Origin of the sequence: Mesorhizobium sp. B2-3-12, assembly GCF_006442205.1 — a bacterium.
Lineage (GTDB): Bacteria > Pseudomonadota > Alphaproteobacteria > Rhizobiales > Rhizobiaceae > Mesorhizobium.
On the sequence record NZ_VFVR01000005.1, the window covers coordinates 198,044 to 216,485 of the forward strand.

The following is an 18,442-nucleotide window of genomic DNA, read 5'->3' on the forward strand; positions in this document are numbered from 1 at the left end:
GGCCATGGACGGATTGATGAAGGGCAAGCGTGGGCTTGTCATGGGTGTCGCCAATGATCATTCGATCGCCTGGGGCATCGCGCGGAAATTGTCCGAACATGGGGCGGAGCTAGCCTTCACCTATCAGGGCGAGGCTTTCGGCCGCCGGGTGAAGCCGCTCGCCGACAAGCTCGGCGCCGCGCTGGTCGTCCCCTGTGACGTCGAGGACAGCGCTTCGGTCGCCGCCACGTTCGAGACGCTTGGCAAGGAATGGGGCGGACTGGACTTCGTCGTCCATGCCATCGGCTTTTCCGACAAGAACGAGTTGAAGGGCCTCTACGCCGACACCAGCCGGGACAATTTCATCCGCACCATGGTGATCTCCTGCTATTCCTTCACCGAGGTGGCGCGCAATGCCGCGCCGCTGATGACTGGCGGCGGCTCGATGATCACGCTGACTTATGCCGGCTCGGTCCGCGTCATGCCGAACTACAATGTCATGGGCGTCGCCAAGGCCGGTCTCGAGGCCAGCGTGCGCTACCTCGCCAACGACTACGGCCCGCGCGGCATCCGCGTCAACGGCATCTCGGCGGGGCCGGTACGCACACTCGCTGGCGCCGGCATTTCGGACGCCCGCCACATGTTCTCCTACCAGCAGCGCAACTCACCGCTGCGCCGCACGGTGACGATCGACGAGGTCGGCGGCTCCGCGCTCTATCTCCTGTCCGACCTCTCTTCCGGTGTCACCGGCGAAATCCACTATGTCGATTCCGGCTATCATATCGTCTCGATGCCGACGCTCGACGAGTTGAAGCAGACGGATGGCGGGCGCGACTGAAGAGCGGTCCCGTCAAGTGATCCTTTCCCAGTAAAGAAAATAATCCTCTCCAGTAAAATTGGATTCATTCGCGGAAACTCATTTTAAGAAGATTTCCGCTATAGAGTTGCCAATCTGGGGACCTTTTCATGCCTGCCGTCAGCAACCCGAAGCGAACGCCGGTGTTCCGACTGCTCACGATAGCAAGTTCGGGCATTGGCAGTTTCGTCCTCGGCATCTGGGGCCTGAAGCACGGCCTCGGCGACGGGTTTGCCGGCGTATCGACTGATATGATGGTCGCGATCATGGCCGCGCTTTGCGCCCTGGCGGCATCGGTGGCGGCAATGTCCTTCTTCGCCGGCATCGATGAATCGGCGGATTTCGTCTTCAACGAAACCCATTTCGACAAACTGACCGGACTGCTGGCGCGCCCGGCCATGGTCGGCAAGATCGCCGAGGCGGCATGCGCGACAAGCCGGACCGGGGAACCGGTGTTCCTGATCGACATCGACATCGACCGGTTCAAGCAGATCAACGACGCGATCGGCTATACCCAGGGCGATGAACTGATCCGCGCCTTCACCAAGCGGCTGCACGGCTGCGTGCCCGCGCGCGCCCTGATCGGCCGCATCGGGGCCGGCGAGTTCGCGGTACTGCTCCCGGACCATCTGGTTCAGGGAACCCTGGAAAGCATGGTCGAGAGGCTCATCGAAGAGATGATGGAGCCGTATGAACTCAGCAGCCACCAGCAATCGGTGAGCCTGTCGGTCGGCATCGTGGCGATGCCCAAGGACGGTGTCGATCCGGTCCTCATCCTGCGGCGCTCCAACCTGGCGCTGCAGAATGCGCGTGCCAGCGGGGTTGGCAACTGGTCGGTGTTCGACAGCGAGATGGGACGGGTGGCCGACCATCGCCAATGGGTCGAATCCGAGCTGCACGCCGCCTTCGAGCGCGGTGATTTCGATCTGCACTATCAGCCGCAGCTCGACCTTCCGACCGGCCGCATCGTCGGCTACGAGGCGTTGATCCGCTGGAGGCATCCCGAACGCGGCATGATCCCGCCGATGGAGTTCATCCAGATCGCCGAGGAAACCGGCATGATCAACCCGATCGGCGAATGGGTGCTGCGCAAGGCCTGCAGCGATGCCCGCCATCTGCCGGACGACTGTTTCGTCGCCGTCAACATCTCGCCGGTCCAGTTCATGACCAAGGACTTCGTCGGCCTTGTGCGCGACACGATGCGGACCACCGGCATCAAGCCGTCACGGTTGGAGCTCGAAGTCACCGAGACGGCGATGATGCAGGATCGCGACCGCGCGGCCGCCATCCTGAAAGAGCTTGCCGAGATGGGCATCTCGGTCGCCGTCGACGATTTCGGCACCGGCTATTCCAACCTCAGCTATCTGATCGACTTCTCGTTCGGCAAGCTGAAGATCGACCGTTCCTTCGTCAGTCGCATCGATACCGACGCCAGCTCCGGCGCGGTCGTGTCGACCATTGTCGGGCTTTCGCGGGCGCTCGGCGTCAGCATCATCGCCGAAGGCGTCGAGACCGAAAGCCAGGCGACGCTGCTGCGGGCCGCCGGCTGCGAGGTGGTGCAGGGCTATCTGTTCGGCCGACCGGCGCCGCTCAAGATCAGCGTTGGCGCCGAGCATGCCGCCGATGACACCAGGCGTGTCGCCAATCTGCATTGATCACCCGAGCACCGGGACTACCGGCGCGCGACAAACACCTTGAACATGCCGTCGCGGGCAAGCTCCGCATGACTGGCAAAAGCCGTCGACAGCACCGGCTCGTAAGGAAGTTGCCGGTTGGCAACCATGAACAGCCTGCCACCGGGCTTCAACGCCTTGGCCGCCGCGCGGATCATGCCGGCGCCGATCTCCGGCTCGGCCGCACGGCTGCGATGGAAGGGCGGGTTCATGGCGATGACGTCGTAACGGCGCTCGACAGGCTCGGCGAGCAAATCCGTCCAGAAGAAGCCTTGCGCAACGGTGTCGCCGAGATTGCCCCTGGCCGCCTCCAGCGCGTCGAAATCGGCCTCATAGAGATCGAGGCCCGTCAGGCCCGGCGAACGGGCGGCCATCTGCGCCGCCACATAGCCCCAACCGGCGCAGAAATCGGCTGCGCTGCCACGCAGATCACCGGGCAGGTTGTCGACCAGCAGTTTCGAACCCGCATCGACGCGATCGAAGGAGAACATGCCGGGCGCGGTGTGGAAACGGTCCCCGACCAGCAAGGCGGGATTGGCGGCGCGAAGCGCGGCGGCGACCTGCATATCAGCCGGGCGGCGCAGCCAGAAGGCAGTGCCGTGATATTTCGGCAGGTGGTCATCAAGCTGTGCAAGATCGCCGACACGCTTGCGCAGGCTGGCGATGCCATCCTCCTTGCCACCGGCAATGACGGTCAATCCGCCCTCTGCCACGCGCTCCATAGCCTCGGCGATGCGCAGTTCGTTCTGGCCGCGATGGCGGCCGGCGAGCACCAACGCGGCGTCAAAACCGTCACCAGCCGATTGCGGCGTGACCATGAAGCCCGCCGCCTGCAACGCACGGAAATACGGTCGGAAGCCCTGGACGAGATTGAGCGTAGCCTCGAAAGCCGGCGGCAAGCGCAGGCCGGGTTCGGCGCCGAGAAAGAGAACGCGCTCGCCCCTCCTCGGCAAGGAAAGAGCCTCGGCCTCGAACGGGTGAAAAAGCGTCTTCAGCGCTTCAGCGGACATAGCCGTGCTCCATAAACAAAAACGGGCGCGACCTAAGCCGCGCCCGCCTCATTATTCCGTCGGATCGCTCAGGCGGCGTTTTCTTCGCCTTCGGCCTTCCTGTCGCGGGCGAGTTCCTTGCCGGTGGCCTGGTCGACGACCTTCATCGACAGGCGGACCTTGCCGCGCTCGTCGAAGCCCATCAGCTTGACCCAGACCTTGTCGCCTTCCTTGACGACGTCCGAGGTCTTGGCGACCCGGTCGTTGGCAAGCTGCGAGATGTGGACGAGACCGTCACGCGGACCGAAGAAATTGACGAAAGCGCCGAAGTCGGCGGTCTTGACGACCGTGCCTTCGTAGATCTCGCCGACTTCCGGCTCGGCGACGATGGTGTGGATCCACTTCTTGGCCGCCTCGATCTCCTTGGCGTTCGATGAAGCGATCTTGACCGTGCCGTCGTCCTCGATGTTGATCTTGGCGCCGGTCTTCTCGACGATCTCGCGGATGACCTTGCCGCCCGAACCAATCACATCGCGGATCTTGTCGGTCGGGATGTGCATGACTTCGATGCGCGGTGCGAACTCACCAAGTTCGGGGCGTGCGCCGGTTAGGGCATGGGACATTTCGCCGAGGATATGCAGGCGACCGTCCTTGGCCTGGCCAAGGGCGATCTTCATGATCTCCTCGGTGATGCCATCGATCTTGATGTCCATCTGCAGCGATGTGATGCCGCCTTCGGTGCCGGCGACCTTGAAGTCCATGTCGCCGAGGTGATCCTCGTCGCCAAGGATGTCGGAGAGCACGGCGAAGCGCTCGCCTTCCTTGATCAGGCCCATGGCGATGCCGGCAACCGGCTTGGCCAGCGGCACGCCGGCATCCATCAGCGCCAGCGAGGTACCGCAGACGGTGGCCATCGAAGACGAGCCGTTGGACTCGGTGATCTCCGAGACGACGCGCAGCGTGTAGGGGAACTGGTCAGCGGAGGGCAGCATCGGACGGATGGCGCGCCAGGCGAGCTTACCATGGCCGATTTCGCGGCGGCCCGGCGAACCCATGCGGCCGGTCTCACCGACGGAGTAGGGAGGGAAGTTGTAGTGAAGGAGGAACTTCTCCTTGTACATGCCGGTCAGGGAATCGACATACTGCTCGTCCTCGCCGGTGCCGAGCGTGGCAACGACCAGCGCCTGGGTCTCGCCGCGGGTGAACAGCGCCGAACCGTGGGTGCGCGGCAGGACGCCGACTTCGGAGACGATCTTGCGAACCGTCTTCAGGTCGCGGCCATCGATGCGCGCGCCGGTGTCGAGGATGTTCCAGCGCACGACCTTGGCCTGGAGCTCCTTGAACACGGAGCCGATCTGCTCGGAGGTGTACCTGGCGTCTTCGCCCTCGGCCGGGGCAAACGCGGCCTTGACCTTCGCCTTGACGGCGTCGACGGCGGCGTAGCGCTTCTGCTTGTCGACGTTCTTGTAGGCATTGCTCAGTTCGTCGCCGACGATCTTCAGCATCTCGGCTTCAAGCGCGGAATGGTCCGGCGCGGTGAAGTCGCGCGGCTCCTTGGCTGCAACTTCGGCCAGCTTGATGATGGCGTCGATGACCGGCTGGAAACCCTTGTGGCCGAACATGACGGCGCCGAGCATCAGCTCTTCGCCAAGTTCCTTGGCTTCCGACTCGACCATCAGCACGGCGTCGGCGGTGCCCGCGACAACGAGGTCGAGCTTGGATTCCTGCATCTCGTCGACATGCGGGTTCAGCACGTATTCGCCGTTGATGTAGCCGACGCGCGCGCCGCCGACCGGGCCCATGAAGGGAACGCCGGAGAGCGTCAGGGCCGCCGAGGTGGCGACGATCGACAGGATGTCCGGATCATTTTCAAGGTCGTGCTGGACGACGGTGACGACGATCTGCGTATCGTTCTTGTAACCGGCGGCGAAGAGCGGGCGGATCGGGCGGTCGATGAGGCGCGAAACCAGCGTTTCCTTTTCGCTCGGACGGCCTTCGCGCTTGAAATAGCCGCCCGGGATCTTGCCGGCGGCATAGGTCTTCTCCTGGTAATTGACGGTCAGCGGAAAGAAGTCGAGGCCGGGCTTCGGCTCCTTCATCGAAACGACGGTGGCGAGGACCTTGGTCTCGCCATAGGTCGCGAGCACGGCGCCGTCAGCCTGACGCGCGATCTTGCCGGTTTCCAGGATGAGCGGACGGCCGCCCCATTCGATTTCCACTTTGTGGTGATTGAACATGTCTTGTCCTTAATAAGCGGCAAGGGCCGCGCCGTTTCACGGTGCGCGGATGCCCTTTGCCTGGCTTCCTTTCTCGGGCAGCCACGGGCAAGACAACGGGAAGCTCGGGTGATTTGGGCGCGACAAGCGCGTGCGAGCGTCCTGCAATCCTGCCCCATGACCGTCCATGGGCGGTTTCGAGTGGCCCTTTGCGCGCTCGAAACCGGGTCTAGCCAGCCTATCCGACTGGCAGAATGCGCGACCGGCGGACTTTCCGAAGAAAGCCCGCCGGTCAATTCGTCAACGGCGCAGACCGAGCTTCTCGATCAGAGTCTGATAGCGCGAGTCGTCCTTGCGCTTGAGATAATCAAGCAGGCTGCGGCGCTGGGACACGAGAGCGAGCAGACCACGGCGGGAATGGTTATCCTTCTTGTGGTCCTTGAAATGGTCGGTCAGGTTCTTGATGCGCTCGGAAAGGATGGCCACCTGGACTTCCGGAGACCCGGTATCGCCCTTGGCGGTTGCGAATTCGGTCATCAATTCCTGTTTGCGCTCGGCAGTAATCGACATCGTGTTTTTCCTTATCTGTTTGAGGAAACGGGTCGCCCACAGCCGGGATGTCGTCCAGCAGGGGCCGTGCATGCAAAGCATCAAGGCGCTATGCTGCGGCGCATATAGTGCAATTCCGCGAAAAACACCAGCCCAATTCACAAGCCGGCTTTTGACGCTCAAATGGCGAGTTTATCCCGGTCAAAGCCATTTCTTCCATTTGAAGAATGCGATCAGTCCGACAGCGATCGCAGCCATGAACAGCAGCGACAAGGGGTAGCCGTAGTAGGCCTTCAGCTCCGGCATGTTCCACGGCGAGCTCGCGGGGTCGAAGTTCATACCCCAGATGCCGACCAGGAAGGTGAGCGGCATGAAGATGACCGAGACGATGGTGAGATAGGAGATGACGTCGTTGGTGCGGGCCTGGCTCAGCGACAGATGCATTTCGATCAGGCCGGTCAGCATGTCGCGCTGGGTCTCGACAAGCTCGATCAGCCTGAGCGAATGGTCGAGCGTGTCGTTGAGAAAGACCTTGGTCTCGGCCGTGACATAGGCCACGTCGTTGCGGATCAGCGTTGCAAGTGCATCGCGCATCGGCCACAGCACGCCTTTAAGGACATTGGCGTCGCGCCGCAGTTCGTGCAGCTGCCGCATCTGGTGCTTGTGTGTGGAATGCAGCATCTGGTCCTCGATGCTGTCGACCAGGTCGCCGGCAGCCTCGATCGGCGGAAAATAGCTGTCGACGATGGCGTCGATCAGCGCATAGGCGAGATAGTCGGCGCCGCGTGTGCGCAAGCGGTTGGGCGCCGAACTCTCGATGCGCTTGCGCACGGGATCGAACGGATCGCCCTCGCGCTCCTGGAAGGTGACGACGAAGTTCTCGCCGAGGAAGAGAGCGATCTGCTCGTAGCGATGCGAGGTGACGTCGTCGATCATGCGCATGACGACAAAGGCATGATCCTCGAAGAAGTCGACCTTCGGCCGCTGGCCGGTGTTGACCACGTCCTCGAGCGCCAGCGGATGCAGGCTGAAGATGCGGCCGATTTCCTCGATCAGTTGGATGTTGGCGAGGCCGGTGCAGTCGAGCCAGATGACGGGCCATTTCCGGCAATTGGCCTCGACATCGTCGATGCTGGCATTCTCGATCGTCTTGAATTTCTGCGACGAGATCAACGTCAGCCGCAATTCGGAGCGCCGCGCCGCCGGATCGGCGATCAGCGTGCCGGGCGAGGCGCCGACAGGCGGCCGCCTGGTCTTCACCGGCGCGCTTTTTTTCACCGTTTCGGCCTTTGCCATGCCACCACTCGTCGAAACCTGGTTGTTGCCGTAAACATGTATAGTCGAATGCCTATGATTGACCTGGCATGGACGATGGATCTCGGGCACCGTGACGTACGGCATGAACGATGATTTCTTCGCCGGCCACTTCGTAGAAAATCAGATAGGGGTAAGGGATGGTTGCGAGACGGCGGATGGCCGGATCGTCCGTTCGTTTGCCAAGGAACGGTTGACCCTCGATCCGCTCCAACAAAAGCTTGATGCGTTGCCGGACACGATGGGCGCCTCGCGGGGAGTGAATATTGATGTAGTCAACGAGGTTTTTCAGATCGGCGAGGGCCGGACTGGTGAAGCGAACCTTCACAGATCGTACTTGGCCCACATAGCACGCACTTCATCATCAGTCGCAAATTCGCCGCGTGCGGCAGCCGATCGCGATATCGCAATAGCCGCACGTTCATCAGGCGTCAGAAGCACCGGCTCCGCCTCCTCGGCAGCAAGCATGAGCATGGCGCGAGCTATCTCATCTTGCATGGCCGGGGAAAGGTCCCGGGCCACGGCTACGGCTTTTTCCAGGAGGTCTGTCATAATCGGATTATGCACATAATGTACACGCAAGAAAAGCAGAACGAGCTTTCGTGAACCGCCCTTCACTATCCGCAGTTATGCAAACTCTGTTCCTGTGCCGCGATGGTGGCCGGACCGATTACCCGGCAAAGACCCGCTTGGGCTTGAACATGCCTTGCTCAATGGCGCCGATGGCGACCAGCTTGCCGCGTGACGTCGCGCAGGCCTCTTCGGCCTCCACCGGTGCGTCGCGACCACGAATGATGACCGGATTGCCGAGGCGGATCTTGGTCGCGGCATCGTCGCTGATGGCGATCTGCGGCAGGCAGTCGAGAGCAGCCGAGGTGTCGACAAGAAGCGCGTCGATGGCGTCGAAGTCTATCGGCTTGGCCACCGCGTCAGCCGGCTCGGCTTCGTCGGCCGCTTCCGCATCATCCTCATCGACCGTGGCGCCAAAGCGGGCGGCCTCGAGTTCGGCGATGGTGACGAAGTCCTCCGGCGTGAACGGCTCCACCTCGACCCGGCGCAGTTCGCTGATATGGCCGAAGCAGCCAAGGTCGCGGCCCATGTCGCGGGCCAGCGAACGCACATAGGTGCCCTTGCCGCATTCGACCTCGAAAATCGTCCGGTCCGGTCCGTGCTCGACAATATCGAGCCGGCCGATCTCGATCTCGCGCGCGGGTATGTCGACCGTCTCGCCTTCGCGGGCGAGATCGTAGGCGCGCTCGCCCGCAATCTTGATGGCCGAGAATTGCGGCGGCGTCTGCATGATGACGCCGGTGTATTTCGCCAGCAGCGCCTGGACATCGGCTTCCGATGGGCGCTGATCGGCCTCTTTCGTCACCGGGCCTTCGAGGTCATCGGTCGAACGCTCCTGTCCCCAGGCAACGGTGAAACGGTAGATCTTGGCGCCGTCCTGCACGTAAGGCACGGTCTTGGTGGCTTCGCCGAGCGCGATCGGCAGCATGCCGGAGGCAAGCGGGTCGAGCGTACCGGCATGGCCGGCCTTTTCGGCCTGGAACAGCCATTTGATCTTGGAGACGGCTTCGGTCGAACCCATGCCGACCGGCTTGTCGAGCACCACCCAACCGGAGATCGGCCGACCCTTCTTCTTGCCGCGACGCGCCATTATTCTTCTTCCTTGTTGTCGCTATCCAGGTCGCGCGCCACTTCGGGCGACTTCAGCAGGTCGTTGATCCTGGCGAAATTGTCGAAGGAGGTATCCAGCCGGAAGCGGAATTCCGGCATGTACTTCATCTGCCTGAGCGCGCCGGAGACGCGACCGCGCACGAACTTGGCATGCTTGTTCAGTGCCTCGATCACCGCGTCGGCATCCTTGGCGCCGAGCGGAGAAACAAAGGCGGTGGCGATCTTGAGATCGGGCGACATGCGCACTTCCGAGACCGAAACGACCGAATTTTCAATCAGCGGGTCGATGATCTCGCCGCGCTGCAAGGTTTCAGAGAGCGCGTGGCGCACCTGTTCGCCGACGCGCAGCATGCGCTGGGATGGGCTTGAAGTCGTGGAACGGGGCATTTTTCTCAATCCTGAAAGCGTGGGGCGCGGGATGGAACCGTGCCGCATGTCTCAAACGGTCATTCTCAATAGCGCCGAGGCGGCGGTCTTTCGACCACCGCCCGATATCGACAAGTCACTCGAACTCAGAGTGTGCGGGTCACCATCTCGACGCGGAAGCACTCGATGACGTCGCCGACGCGCATGTCTTCGTAGTTCTGGAAGGCCATACCGCATTCCTGGCCGCCCGGGACTTCCGAAACCTCGTCCTTGAAGCGCTTCAGGGTCTTCAGCGTGCCTTCGTGGATGACGACGTTGTCGCGGATCAGGCGCACGCCCGCGCCACGCTCGACCTTGCCTTCGGTGACACGGCAGCCGGCGATCTTGCCGACCTTGGTGATGTCGAAGATCTCGAGGATCTCGGCATTGCCGATGAAGGTCTCGCGGCGTTCCGGCGAGAGCAGGCCCGACAGAGCCGCTTTCACGTCATCCACGAGGTTGTAGATGATCGAGTAGTAGCGGATCTCGATGCCGGCGGCCGCGGCCGCGGCACGCGCCTGCACATTGGCGCGCACGTTGAAGCCGATGATCGCCGCACCCGACGTTTCCGCCAGCGAGACGTCGCTTTCGGTGATGGCGCCGGCGCCGGAATGAACGATGCGCGCACGCACTTCGTCGGTGCCGAGCTTGTCGAGCGCGGCGTTGATCGCCTCGATCGAACCCTGCACGTCGCCCTTGATGACCAGCGGGAATTCCTTCAGCCCGCTCGTCTGCAACTGCGACATCATCTGTTCGAGCGAGCCGCGCTGGCCGGCATGCCTGGCCACCGCCTTCTCACGCGCCAGACGCTGGCGATATTCGGTGATCTCGCGGGCGCGGGCCTCGTTGTTGACCACGGCGAAGCGGTCGCCGGCCTGCGGTGTTCCCTGCAAGCCGAGCACCTCGACCGGCATTGCCGGCGGCGCTTCCTTGATCTGCTCGCCGCGATCGTTGACCAGCGCGCGCACACGGCCCCATTCGTTGCCGGCGACGAGGATGTCGCCCGGCATCAAGGTGCCGGTCTGCACCAGCACGGTGGCGACGGGACCACGGCCCTTGTCGAGCTGCGCTTCGATGACAACGCCCTCGGCGGTGCGGTCGGGGTTGGCCTTGAGGTCGAGGATTTCAGCCTGCAGCAGGATCGCTTCGAGCAATTTGTCGAGATTGGTGCCCTTGGTCGCCGACACTTCGACGTCCAGCACTTCACCGCCCATCGATTCGACGAAGACCTCGTGGCGCAAGAGTTCCGAGCGCACTTTCTGCGGATCGGCGTCATGCTTGTCGATCTTGTTGATCGCCACGATGATCGGAACGCCAGCCGCCTTGGCATGGCTGATGGATTCGATCGTCTGCGGCATGACGCTGTCGTCGGCCGCGACCACCAGGATGGCGATGTCGGTCGCCTGGGCGCCACGGGCGCGCATGGCCGTGAAGGCGGCGTGACCGGGCGTGTCGATGAAGGTGATCTTCTGACCATTCTTCTCGACCTGATAGGCGCCGATATGCTGGGTGATGCCACCGGCCTCGCCGGAAACGACATTGGCGTTGCGGATGGCATCGAGCAGCGACGTCTTGCCGTGGTCGACGTGGCCCATGATGGTGACGACCGGCGGACGCGACACGAGGTCTTCCGGACGGTCGGCGATGTTGAACAGGCCTTCCTCGATGTCGGATTCGGCGACGCGGCGGACCGTGTGGCCGAATTCGGTAGCGACCAGTTCGGCCGTGTCGGCATCGATGACGTCGCCCGGCTTCAGGATCTGGCCCTGCTTCATGAAGTACTTGACCAGGTCGACAGCACGCTCGGACATGCGCTGCGCCAGTTCCTGGATGGTGATGGTCTCAGGCAGGATCACTTCGCGCATGACCTTCTCGCGCGGCTCGTTATGCATCGCGCGCTTGAATTTTTCCTGGCGGCGACGCATCGACGACAGCGAACGGGCCCGCGCATCCTCGTCGGACAATGCGGAATTCAGTGTCAGCTTGCCACGGCGGCGGTCTTCCTCGCTCTTGGTGGGCTTGGCCGGGCGCGCCACTTCGGGCGTGACCAGGCGGCGCACCGGCGCACCGGCGGTCGCCCGCTTCGGCTTGACCTCTTCCTCCTCGTCGGCGGTCGCCAACTCAGCGGCTTGCGGGGCGCGGCGGCGTGCCTCTTCCTCGGCGCGACGACGCGATTCCGCCTCGGTCTGCAGCCGTGCCTCTTCCTCGGCCTGGCGGCGCGCGGAGTCCTCGCGTTCGCGCTTGCGGCGCTCTTCGTCCTCGGCGCGGCGCTTGGCGTCTTCGGCGGCGCGCTGACGGTCTTCGACCTCGCGGACCTTCGAGCCTTCGAGCGCCCTGCGGCGCGCTTCCATTTCGCTGCGCGACAATTCGTTCAGCACCATGCCGCTGCGCTCGACCGGAGGCGGCGGCGGGGGCGGCGCCTTGGGCGCTTCCTGCACGACAGGTGCCGCCACGACCGCCGGCTTCGGCGTGAAGACGGGCGCGGGCGGAGCGGCAACCGGCTCCGGCTTGTCGCCGGGCAGGGAGAACTTGCGCTTCTTGGTCTCGACCACGACCGACTTGGTACGGCCGTGCGAGAAGTTCTGGCGCACAGTGCCCTGTTCCATGCCGGGGCGCTTCAGCGTCAAGGTCTTCTTCGGTGTAACACTCAACGTCTTGTCGTCGCCCGATTTCGTATCGCTCATTCCATATCCTCTGCGGCATCATCTTCGTCAGCAACGGCCGCAAGCATTGCAAGATCGTCCGGGGTACCGCCCCGATATCGGTCGAGCGCAACCATGCGCTTCTGGACCGCCTTACCCGCGTCTCCCGCGAGGACGGCAGCATGTATCACATTTGTACCCCCCAATGCCAAGCTCAACTCGGCCTCGGAGAAAAGTTTGTAGGCAAGTATGGAAGGGCCGCCGAGATGGACGGTCGCCCGCCGCGCCTGGCTGATCTTGCGCACGCCGTCGTCGGACGCCTCGGTCGCGTGGAGCACGAAAAGCGCCAGTCCACCGCGCACCGCGCTCTCGACCTTGGTAGCGCCAAGGGAAATCGCCCCTGCCTTGCGGGCAAGACCCAGCATACCCAGAGCGGACCTGGAAAGCAGCCCGTCGACCATGCCGCCAAGATCGGGCGGCACAACCACCTGTGCCTTGAAGGCGCGGGCAAAAAGGTTCTTGGCCGCCGCCTTCTCAATATGTAGGCGGTCAGCACTCACCCAGCAACCGCGGCCGGGCAGATTTCTCTTGAGATCGGGAACGACGGCCGAATCCGGACCGACGACGAACCGGATCAATTCATCCGGTTCGGCCTGTTTGCGGGTGACGATGCAGGTGCGATCGTTCATCTCGTCCAAGGGCGGGTTGTGTGCGATGCGGGTTCACCTCACGCACCAACGGCTTCGTCAGCCGGTTCTTCTTCGGCCGCAAGCTCGTCCTCGGTGATCCAGCCGGCCTTGAGGCGAGCGGCCAGAACCATCTGCTCGGCATCGGCGCGCGAAACGCCGTGGTTGGCCAGCACACCCGGATAGACCTTGGTCTCGCCGTCCTTGCGTTCCTTCCAGCCGGTGAGGTCGTCGGCGGCATAGCCGGCGAAATCCTCGATCGTCTTCACGCCATCCTCGCCGAGCGTCACCATCATGGCGGTGGTGACGCCGGGGATTTCGCGCAGTTCGTCCGAAACGCCGAGCGCCTTGCGCTTCTCGTCATGCTCGGCTTCGATCTTCTCCAGATATTCACGGGCGCGGGTCTGGATTTCTGAGGCGGTATCCTCATCGAAGCCGTCGATCGAGGCGATTTCGCCGGCATCGACATAGGCGACTTCCTCGACGCTGGTGAAGCCTTCGGAGGCCAGCACCTGGCCGACCATCTCGTCGACATCGAGCGCTTCCATGAACAGCGCCGAGCGCTCGACGAATTCCTTCTGACGGCGCTCGGATTCCTCGGCCTCGGTCAGGATGTCGATGTCCCAGCCGGTGAGCTGCGAGGCAAGGCGCACGTTCTGGCCGCGGCGGCCGATGGCCAGCGACAGCTGATCATCGGGAACCACCACTTCGATGCGCTCGGCGTCCTCGTCGAGCACGACCTTGGCGACTTCCGCCGGCTGCAGCGCATTGACGATGAAGGAGGCGGCCGAAGGCGACCACGGAATGATGTCGATCTTTTCGCCCTGCAATTCGCCGACGACGGCCTGGACGCGGCTGCCGCGCATACCGACGCAGGCGCCGACCGGATCGATCGAGCTGTCACGCGAGATGACGGCGATCTTGGCGCGCGAGCCCGGGTCGCGGGCGACCGACTTGATCTCGATGATGCCGTCATAGATCTCCGGCACTTCCATGGTGAAGAGCTTGGCCATGAACTGCGGATGGGTACGCGACAGGAAGATCTGCGGGCCGCGCTGTTCACGGCGTACATCGTATACATAGGCGCGGACGCGATCGCCATATTTGTAGTTTTCGCGCGGAATCAGCTCGTCGCGGCGGATGATCGCCTCACCACGACCGAGATCCACGATGACGTTGCCATATTCGACGCGCTTGACGGTGCCATTGACGATCTCGCCGATGCGGTCCTTGTATTCGTCGTACTGGCGGTCACGCTCGGCCTCGCGCACCTTCTGCACGATGACCTGCTTGGCCGACTGGGCGGCGATGCGGCCGAAATCCATCGGCGGCAGCTGTTCGGCGATGAAATCGCCGAGCTGGGCGTCGGGATTGCGCTCGCGTGCCGAGGAAATGGCGATCTGGGTGGCGTAATCGTCGACCTTTTCGACCACTTCCATCAGCCGCTGCAGCTTCATCTCACCGGTGTTCGGGTTGATGTCGGCGCGGATGTTGGTCTCCTGGCCATAACGCGAACGCGCCGCCTTCTGGATCGCATCGGCCATGGCGGCGATGACGATCGACTTGTCGATCGACTTTTCACGCGCGACCGCGTCGGCAATCTGCAGCAGTTCAAGTCTGTTGGCGCTTACAACCATGGTTCTTTCTCCCGAGCCTGTTCGCCGGACTTTCGGGTCCGGCAGCTCAATCAAATTTCCTGTTCGTGTTCTTCCGCGGCGTCCGGTTCGGCACCCTCGGACACATCGTCGTCCGGTTCACCGCGGCGTCTCTTGGCTTCCTTGCGCTCCCTGTTGTCCTTGGACAACGCTTCGCGAATGAGGTCGTCGGTCAGGATCAGCCTGACATCGGCAATGGCATCGTAGGGCACGCGCACCGTCGGCTCCTCGCCATAGGCCGCCTTGTCGCGCTCGATCAGCACGTCGTTGTCACCGGCCTCGGCGATCTTGCCCTTGAACCGCTTGCGATCCGCGACGATGACCGACGTTTCCATCTTCACCAGATGACCGGTCCAGGTCACGAAATCCGACTTGCGGACCAGCGGCCGGTCGATACCGGGCGAAGAAACCTCGAGATGATAGGCCTTCTCGATCGGATCATCGACGTCGAGCGCCGGCGACACCGCGCGGCTGACCTCTTCGCAGTCCTCGACGGTCATGGTGCCGTCCTCACGCTCGGCCATGATCTGCAGCGTCAGCCCGTTCTGGCCGGACAGATGCACACGCACGAGGCGAAAACCGATTCCGCGCAGCACCGGCTGGACGATCAGCGCAATGCGCGCATCGATGCCGCTTTCGCGGATGATGCGGTCGTCACCTTCGCTTGCCGTTGCAGTCATCGATTGCCTGTCGTTCGCTTCGCAATGTTCTTTGGTTTGCGCATCGGAGCCATCCGAAAACCGCTTCGCACTTTTCGGTCCGATGCACCCGGCAGGTAATAAAAAAGAGCGGGACCGGGTGGACCCACTCTTCGTCATACCGACCAAGAATTTGAGGCTGATATAGACGAACACGGCCGGTGTTTCAAGCCCGCAGTGCCGGCCGGGCAAAGCCTGGCGGCGCCAGGGTTGTTCCAGGCGCATGGCCGCCATGCGGCAATCCCCCTGTAAGAGCCCGCGGTGCGCTCTTACTTCTTAGCCATCAAATGAATTGAATTGGCGCGCGCTGGCGCGCGAAAGGATGAAACCATGACCAACCGCAGGATATTTTCCGCCTTGGGCGATCTCTTCACCACTTTTGGCAGCGCCGTCGCCGCATCGCGCGCCGTGGAAGCCGGGCGCAAGCCGCGCGCGGACGACCTGCGCAAGCTCGGCATGGATCCCGCCGTGTTCAACAGGATCGGCCGTTTCTGAACCTGCCGTGACGGCTTACGTCCTGACGAAAGTAAGATAGGCCGGCGGCCGGCCTTCGCGAATGGCCTTCGCCTCGTAACGCGTGCCTGGCCAGCCCTCATAGGGACGATGCCAGTCAGCCGCCTCCGCCGCCTGCCATGCAAAAGCGCCATGCGACCGGCAATGCAGCAAGGTCCAGTTCACATAAGTGTCGATATCGGACGCGAAGCGGAATTTCGAGCCCGGCCTCAGGACCCGCGCGAAACGGTCGAGATTGACCGGGCTGACGAAACGCCGCTTCCAGTGCTTCTTCTTCGGCCAGGGGTCTGGATAGAGAAGATCGATGCCGTCGAGCGACGCTGGCGCCAGCCAGTCGAGCAACTGGGTGGCGTCGTCGTCGTAGACCCTGAGATTGGCCAGCGGCGTTGTTCGCACGGCCATCATCATCTTGGCCATGCCGTTAACGAAGGGCTCGACGCCGATGAAGCCTATCGTCGGCGCCTCGGTCGCGCGATGCAGAAGATGTTCGCCGCCGCCAAAGCCGATCTCGAGCCGAACCGCCGAAACCTCGGCTTCAAACAAGATGCGCAGGTCTTGCGGCGCCTCGGCCGTCAGATCGAGCCGATATTTGCCAAGCCCGCTTTCCAGCGCCGCCGCCTGCTGCGGGCGAACGGGCTTGCCGCGCCGACGACCGAAGAAGGCTTCGGTCGCACGGCTTGGCCTGTCCTCGTCGCTCATCGGCGGCGCAAGTCCTGCCGCCGCCCTCAGGCCGCGACAGCATCCTTGAGCGCCTTGGCCAGATCGGTCTTTTCCCAGGAGAAAGATCCGTCGCGGCCGGCCTTGCGGCCGAAGTGGCCGTAGGACGACGTCTTGGCGTAGATCGGCTTGTTGAGATCGAGGTGACGGCGAATGCCTGACGGCGACAGGTCCATCACGGTGCGCAACGCGTCCTCGAGCTTTGCCTCGTCGACCTTGCCGGTGCCGTGCAGGTCGACATAGACCGACAGCGGCTGTGCGACGCCGATAGCGTAGGACAGCTGGATGGTGCAGCGATCGGCAAGCTTCGCCGCCACGACATTCTTGGCCAGATAGCGCGCCGCGTAGGCGGCCGAGCGGTCGACCTTGGTGGTGTCCTTGCCGGAGAAGGCGCCGCCGCCATGCGGTGCGGCACCGCCATATGTGTCGACGATGATCTTGCGGCCGGTCAGGCCTGCGTCGCCGTCCGGACCGCCGATGACGAACTTGCCGGTCGGGTTGATGTACCACATGCAGTCGTCAGCGATCTTGAGGTCGCCCAATGCCTCGCGGATATAGGGTTCCACGACCTTGCGGACCTTCTTGGAATCCCAGCTCGAATCGAGATGCTGGGTCGACAGCACGATCTGCGTCGCTTCGGCGGCCTTGCCGTCGATGTAGCGGACGGTGACCTGGCTCTTGGCATCCGGCCCGAGCTTGCCGGCCTCGCCATTGTTTTCGTGACGGGCGGCGGCCAGCAGTTCGAGGATTTTGTGGCTGTAGTAGATCGGCGCCGGCATCAGGTCCGGTGTCTCGCGGCAGGCATAGCCGAACATGATGCCCTGGTCGCCGGCACCTTCCTCGCCCTGGCGGTCGGCGGCGTTGTCGACGCCCTGGCCGATGTCGGGCGACTGGCCATGCAGCAGCACCTCGATCTTGGCCGTCTTCCAGTGGAAGCCAGCCTGCTCGTAGCCGATCTCGCGGATCGCCTTGCGGGCAACGGATTTGAACTTGGCCGGGTTGACGATCGGGTGACCGGCGGCATCCTTGAGGATGTTGCCAGCCTTGTCCTTCTTCAGGAGCGTCTCGGGAACGCGCACTTCACCGGCGATGACGACGCGGTTGGTGGTCGCCAGCGTCTCGCAGGCGACACGGACTTTCCACGGGTCCATGCCGGTCTTCTTGGCTTCACGATAGACCAGATCGACGATTTCGTCGGAGATCCGGTCACAGACTTTGTCGGGATGGCCCTCGGCAACGGATTCCGAGGTGAAGAAGTAGTTCTGCCGCGTCACGGGTGTCCCCTCTTGAAAAACGATCGGCAGGCTGCCGATTTGGCGCGCCACGTGTTAGCGGGGCAAAGCGCTGCTCGTCAAGCGTTGCCGCGGGTCTGGCCTGAATGTCGGAGGCGATATTTTGTGCCACCGGCGGCGCACGCCGCCGGTGCGAAGCGCATCGCGGATCAGTCGAGATCGTCCTCGGCCAGCGATTTCACCAGGTCGATGATCCTGCGACGCACCTTGACGTCGGCGATCTTGACAAAAGCCCGATTGAGCTGAAGCCCTTCGGGGCTGCCGCAGAATTCGACGGCGAAAGCCATGGAACTGTCTTCGGCAAAGCCGCGGCCGGCAACCGGCTCCTGGCCCGGCGCATCCTCGAAAAAGAAGGCGACGGGCACGCCGAGTATGGAGGCTATCGCCTGCAGGCGGCTGGCGCCGACGCGATTGGTGCCCTTTTCATATTTCTGGATCTGCTGAAAGGTGATGCCGAGATTCTCGCCCAGCTTTTCTTGGCTCATTCCGAGCATATTGCGGCGAAGCCGGACCCGGCTTCCAACGTGGATATCGATGGGATTCGGTTTCTTCTTGTTTTCTTCTGTCATTTTTTCCTC

The 18,442-nt window shown here is 63.0% G+C and carries 18 protein-coding genes; 3 read left to right on the forward strand and 15 right to left on the reverse strand.

Annotated elements, in window-relative coordinates; translation table 11 throughout:
• The first annotated feature begins 4 nt into the window (after nt 1-4).
• Nucleotides 5-817: an enoyl-ACP reductase FabI gene (gene fabI, locus FJ948_RS16765; RefSeq protein WP_140706232.1), complete on the forward strand. Its 813-nt coding sequence runs from the start codon at nt 5-7 to the stop codon at nt 815-817.
• Nucleotides 818-945: 128 nt separating this feature from the next.
• Nucleotides 946-2,490: a bifunctional diguanylate cyclase/phosphodiesterase gene (locus tag FJ948_RS16770; protein WP_140706234.1), complete on the forward strand. Its 1,545-nt coding sequence runs from the start codon at nt 946-948 to the stop codon at nt 2,488-2,490.
• 17 nt (nt 2,491-2,507) lie between these two features.
• Here FJ948_RS16770 and FJ948_RS16775 read toward each other — a convergent pair whose 3' ends face one another.
• The 12 genes from FJ948_RS16775 to rimP form a co-directional block, all read right to left on the reverse strand.
• Nucleotides 2,508-3,518 (reverse strand): class I SAM-dependent methyltransferase, encoded by a 1,011-nt coding sequence (locus FJ948_RS16775; protein WP_140706237.1) that lies wholly within the window; start codon nt 3,516-3,518, stop codon nt 2,508-2,510.
• Between the two features lie 68 nt (nt 3,519-3,586).
• Nucleotides 3,587-5,734 carry a polyribonucleotide nucleotidyltransferase gene (gene pnp, locus FJ948_RS16780; RefSeq protein ID WP_140706239.1) on the reverse strand — a complete coding sequence of 716 codons (2,148 nt, stop codon included), beginning with the start codon at nt 5,732-5,734 and terminating at the stop codon, nt 3,587-3,589.
• Nucleotides 5,735-6,013: 279 nt separating this feature from the next.
• Nucleotides 6,014-6,355 (reverse strand): 30S ribosomal protein S15, encoded by a 342-nt coding sequence (gene rpsO, locus FJ948_RS16785; protein WP_281405365.1) that lies wholly within the window; start codon nt 6,353-6,355, stop codon nt 6,014-6,016.
• Nucleotides 6,356-6,463: 108 nt separating this feature from the next.
• Nucleotides 6,464-7,558 carry a magnesium/cobalt transporter CorA gene (gene corA, locus FJ948_RS16790; protein WP_140706241.1) on the reverse strand — a complete coding sequence of 365 codons (1,095 nt, stop codon included), beginning with the start codon at nt 7,556-7,558 and terminating at the stop codon, nt 6,464-6,466.
• Nucleotides 7,559-7,610: 52 nt separating this feature from the next.
• Nucleotides 7,611-7,904: a type II toxin-antitoxin system RelE/ParE family toxin gene (locus tag FJ948_RS16795; RefSeq protein WP_140706243.1), complete on the reverse strand. Its 294-nt coding sequence runs from the start codon at nt 7,902-7,904 to the stop codon at nt 7,611-7,613.
• Entirely contained in the window at nt 7,901-8,128 is a 228-nt protein-coding gene (locus tag FJ948_RS16800; protein ID WP_140706245.1) for a hypothetical protein, read from the reverse strand. Before FJ948_RS16800 ends, FJ948_RS16795 begins: the two co-directional genes overlap by 4 nt.
• Before the next feature lie 118 nt (nt 8,129-8,246).
• Nucleotides 8,247-9,236, reverse strand: coding sequence for a tRNA pseudouridine(55) synthase TruB (gene truB, locus FJ948_RS16805; RefSeq protein ID WP_140706247.1), 990 nt, complete (start codon nt 9,234-9,236; stop codon nt 8,247-8,249).
• A complete protein-coding gene (rbfA, locus tag FJ948_RS16810) occupies nt 9,236-9,643 on the reverse strand; it encodes a 30S ribosome-binding factor RbfA (RefSeq protein WP_140706249.1) in 408 nt (135 codons plus the stop codon). Before rbfA ends, truB begins: the two co-directional genes overlap by 1 nt.
• A gap of 125 nt (nt 9,644-9,768) precedes the next feature.
• A complete protein-coding gene (gene infB, locus FJ948_RS16815) occupies nt 9,769-12,345 on the reverse strand; it encodes a translation initiation factor IF-2 (RefSeq protein WP_140706251.1) in 2,577 nt (858 codons plus the stop codon).
• On the reverse strand, nt 12,342-12,992 hold the full coding sequence (locus FJ948_RS16820) for an RNA-binding protein (protein WP_140706252.1): 651 nt from the start codon (nt 12,990-12,992) through the stop codon (nt 12,342-12,344). Before FJ948_RS16820 ends, infB begins: the two co-directional genes overlap by 4 nt.
• 38 nt (nt 12,993-13,030) lie before the next feature.
• Nucleotides 13,031-14,626 carry a transcription termination factor NusA gene (nusA, locus tag FJ948_RS16825; RefSeq protein ID WP_140706254.1) on the reverse strand — a complete coding sequence of 532 codons (1,596 nt, stop codon included), beginning with the start codon at nt 14,624-14,626 and terminating at the stop codon, nt 13,031-13,033.
• 50 nt (nt 14,627-14,676) lie between these two features.
• Entirely contained in the window at nt 14,677-15,324 is a 648-nt protein-coding gene (gene rimP / locus FJ948_RS16830) for a ribosome maturation factor RimP (protein ID WP_140706256.1), read from the reverse strand.
• A gap of 348 nt (nt 15,325-15,672) precedes the next feature.
• On the opposite strand from rimP, the gene FJ948_RS16835 reads away from it, so the two are divergent.
• Nucleotides 15,673-15,837: a hypothetical protein gene (locus FJ948_RS16835; protein WP_140706258.1), complete on the forward strand. Its 165-nt coding sequence runs from the start codon at nt 15,673-15,675 to the stop codon at nt 15,835-15,837.
• Nucleotides 15,838-15,852: 15 nt separating this feature from the next.
• Here FJ948_RS16835 and FJ948_RS16840 read toward each other — a convergent pair whose 3' ends face one another.
• The 3 genes from FJ948_RS16840 to FJ948_RS16850 all read right to left on the reverse strand — a co-directional run bounded on the left by FJ948_RS16840 (nt 15,853) and on the right by FJ948_RS16850 (nt 18,433).
• Nucleotides 15,853-16,554, reverse strand: a complete 702-nt coding sequence (locus FJ948_RS16840; protein WP_140706260.1) for a tRNA (guanosine(46)-N(7))-methyltransferase TrmB — start codon at nt 16,552-16,554, stop codon at nt 15,853-15,855.
• Between the two features lie 26 nt (nt 16,555-16,580).
• Entirely contained in the window at nt 16,581-17,846 is a 1,266-nt protein-coding gene (metK, locus tag FJ948_RS16845) for a methionine adenosyltransferase (protein WP_140706262.1), read from the reverse strand.
• A 167-nt stretch (nt 17,847-18,013) separates the two neighbouring features.
• Nucleotides 18,014-18,433 carry a helix-turn-helix transcriptional regulator gene (locus tag FJ948_RS16850; protein WP_140706264.1) on the reverse strand — a complete coding sequence of 140 codons (420 nt, stop codon included), beginning with the start codon at nt 18,431-18,433 and terminating at the stop codon, nt 18,014-18,016.
• Between the last annotated feature and the right edge of the window lie 9 nt (nt 18,434-18,442).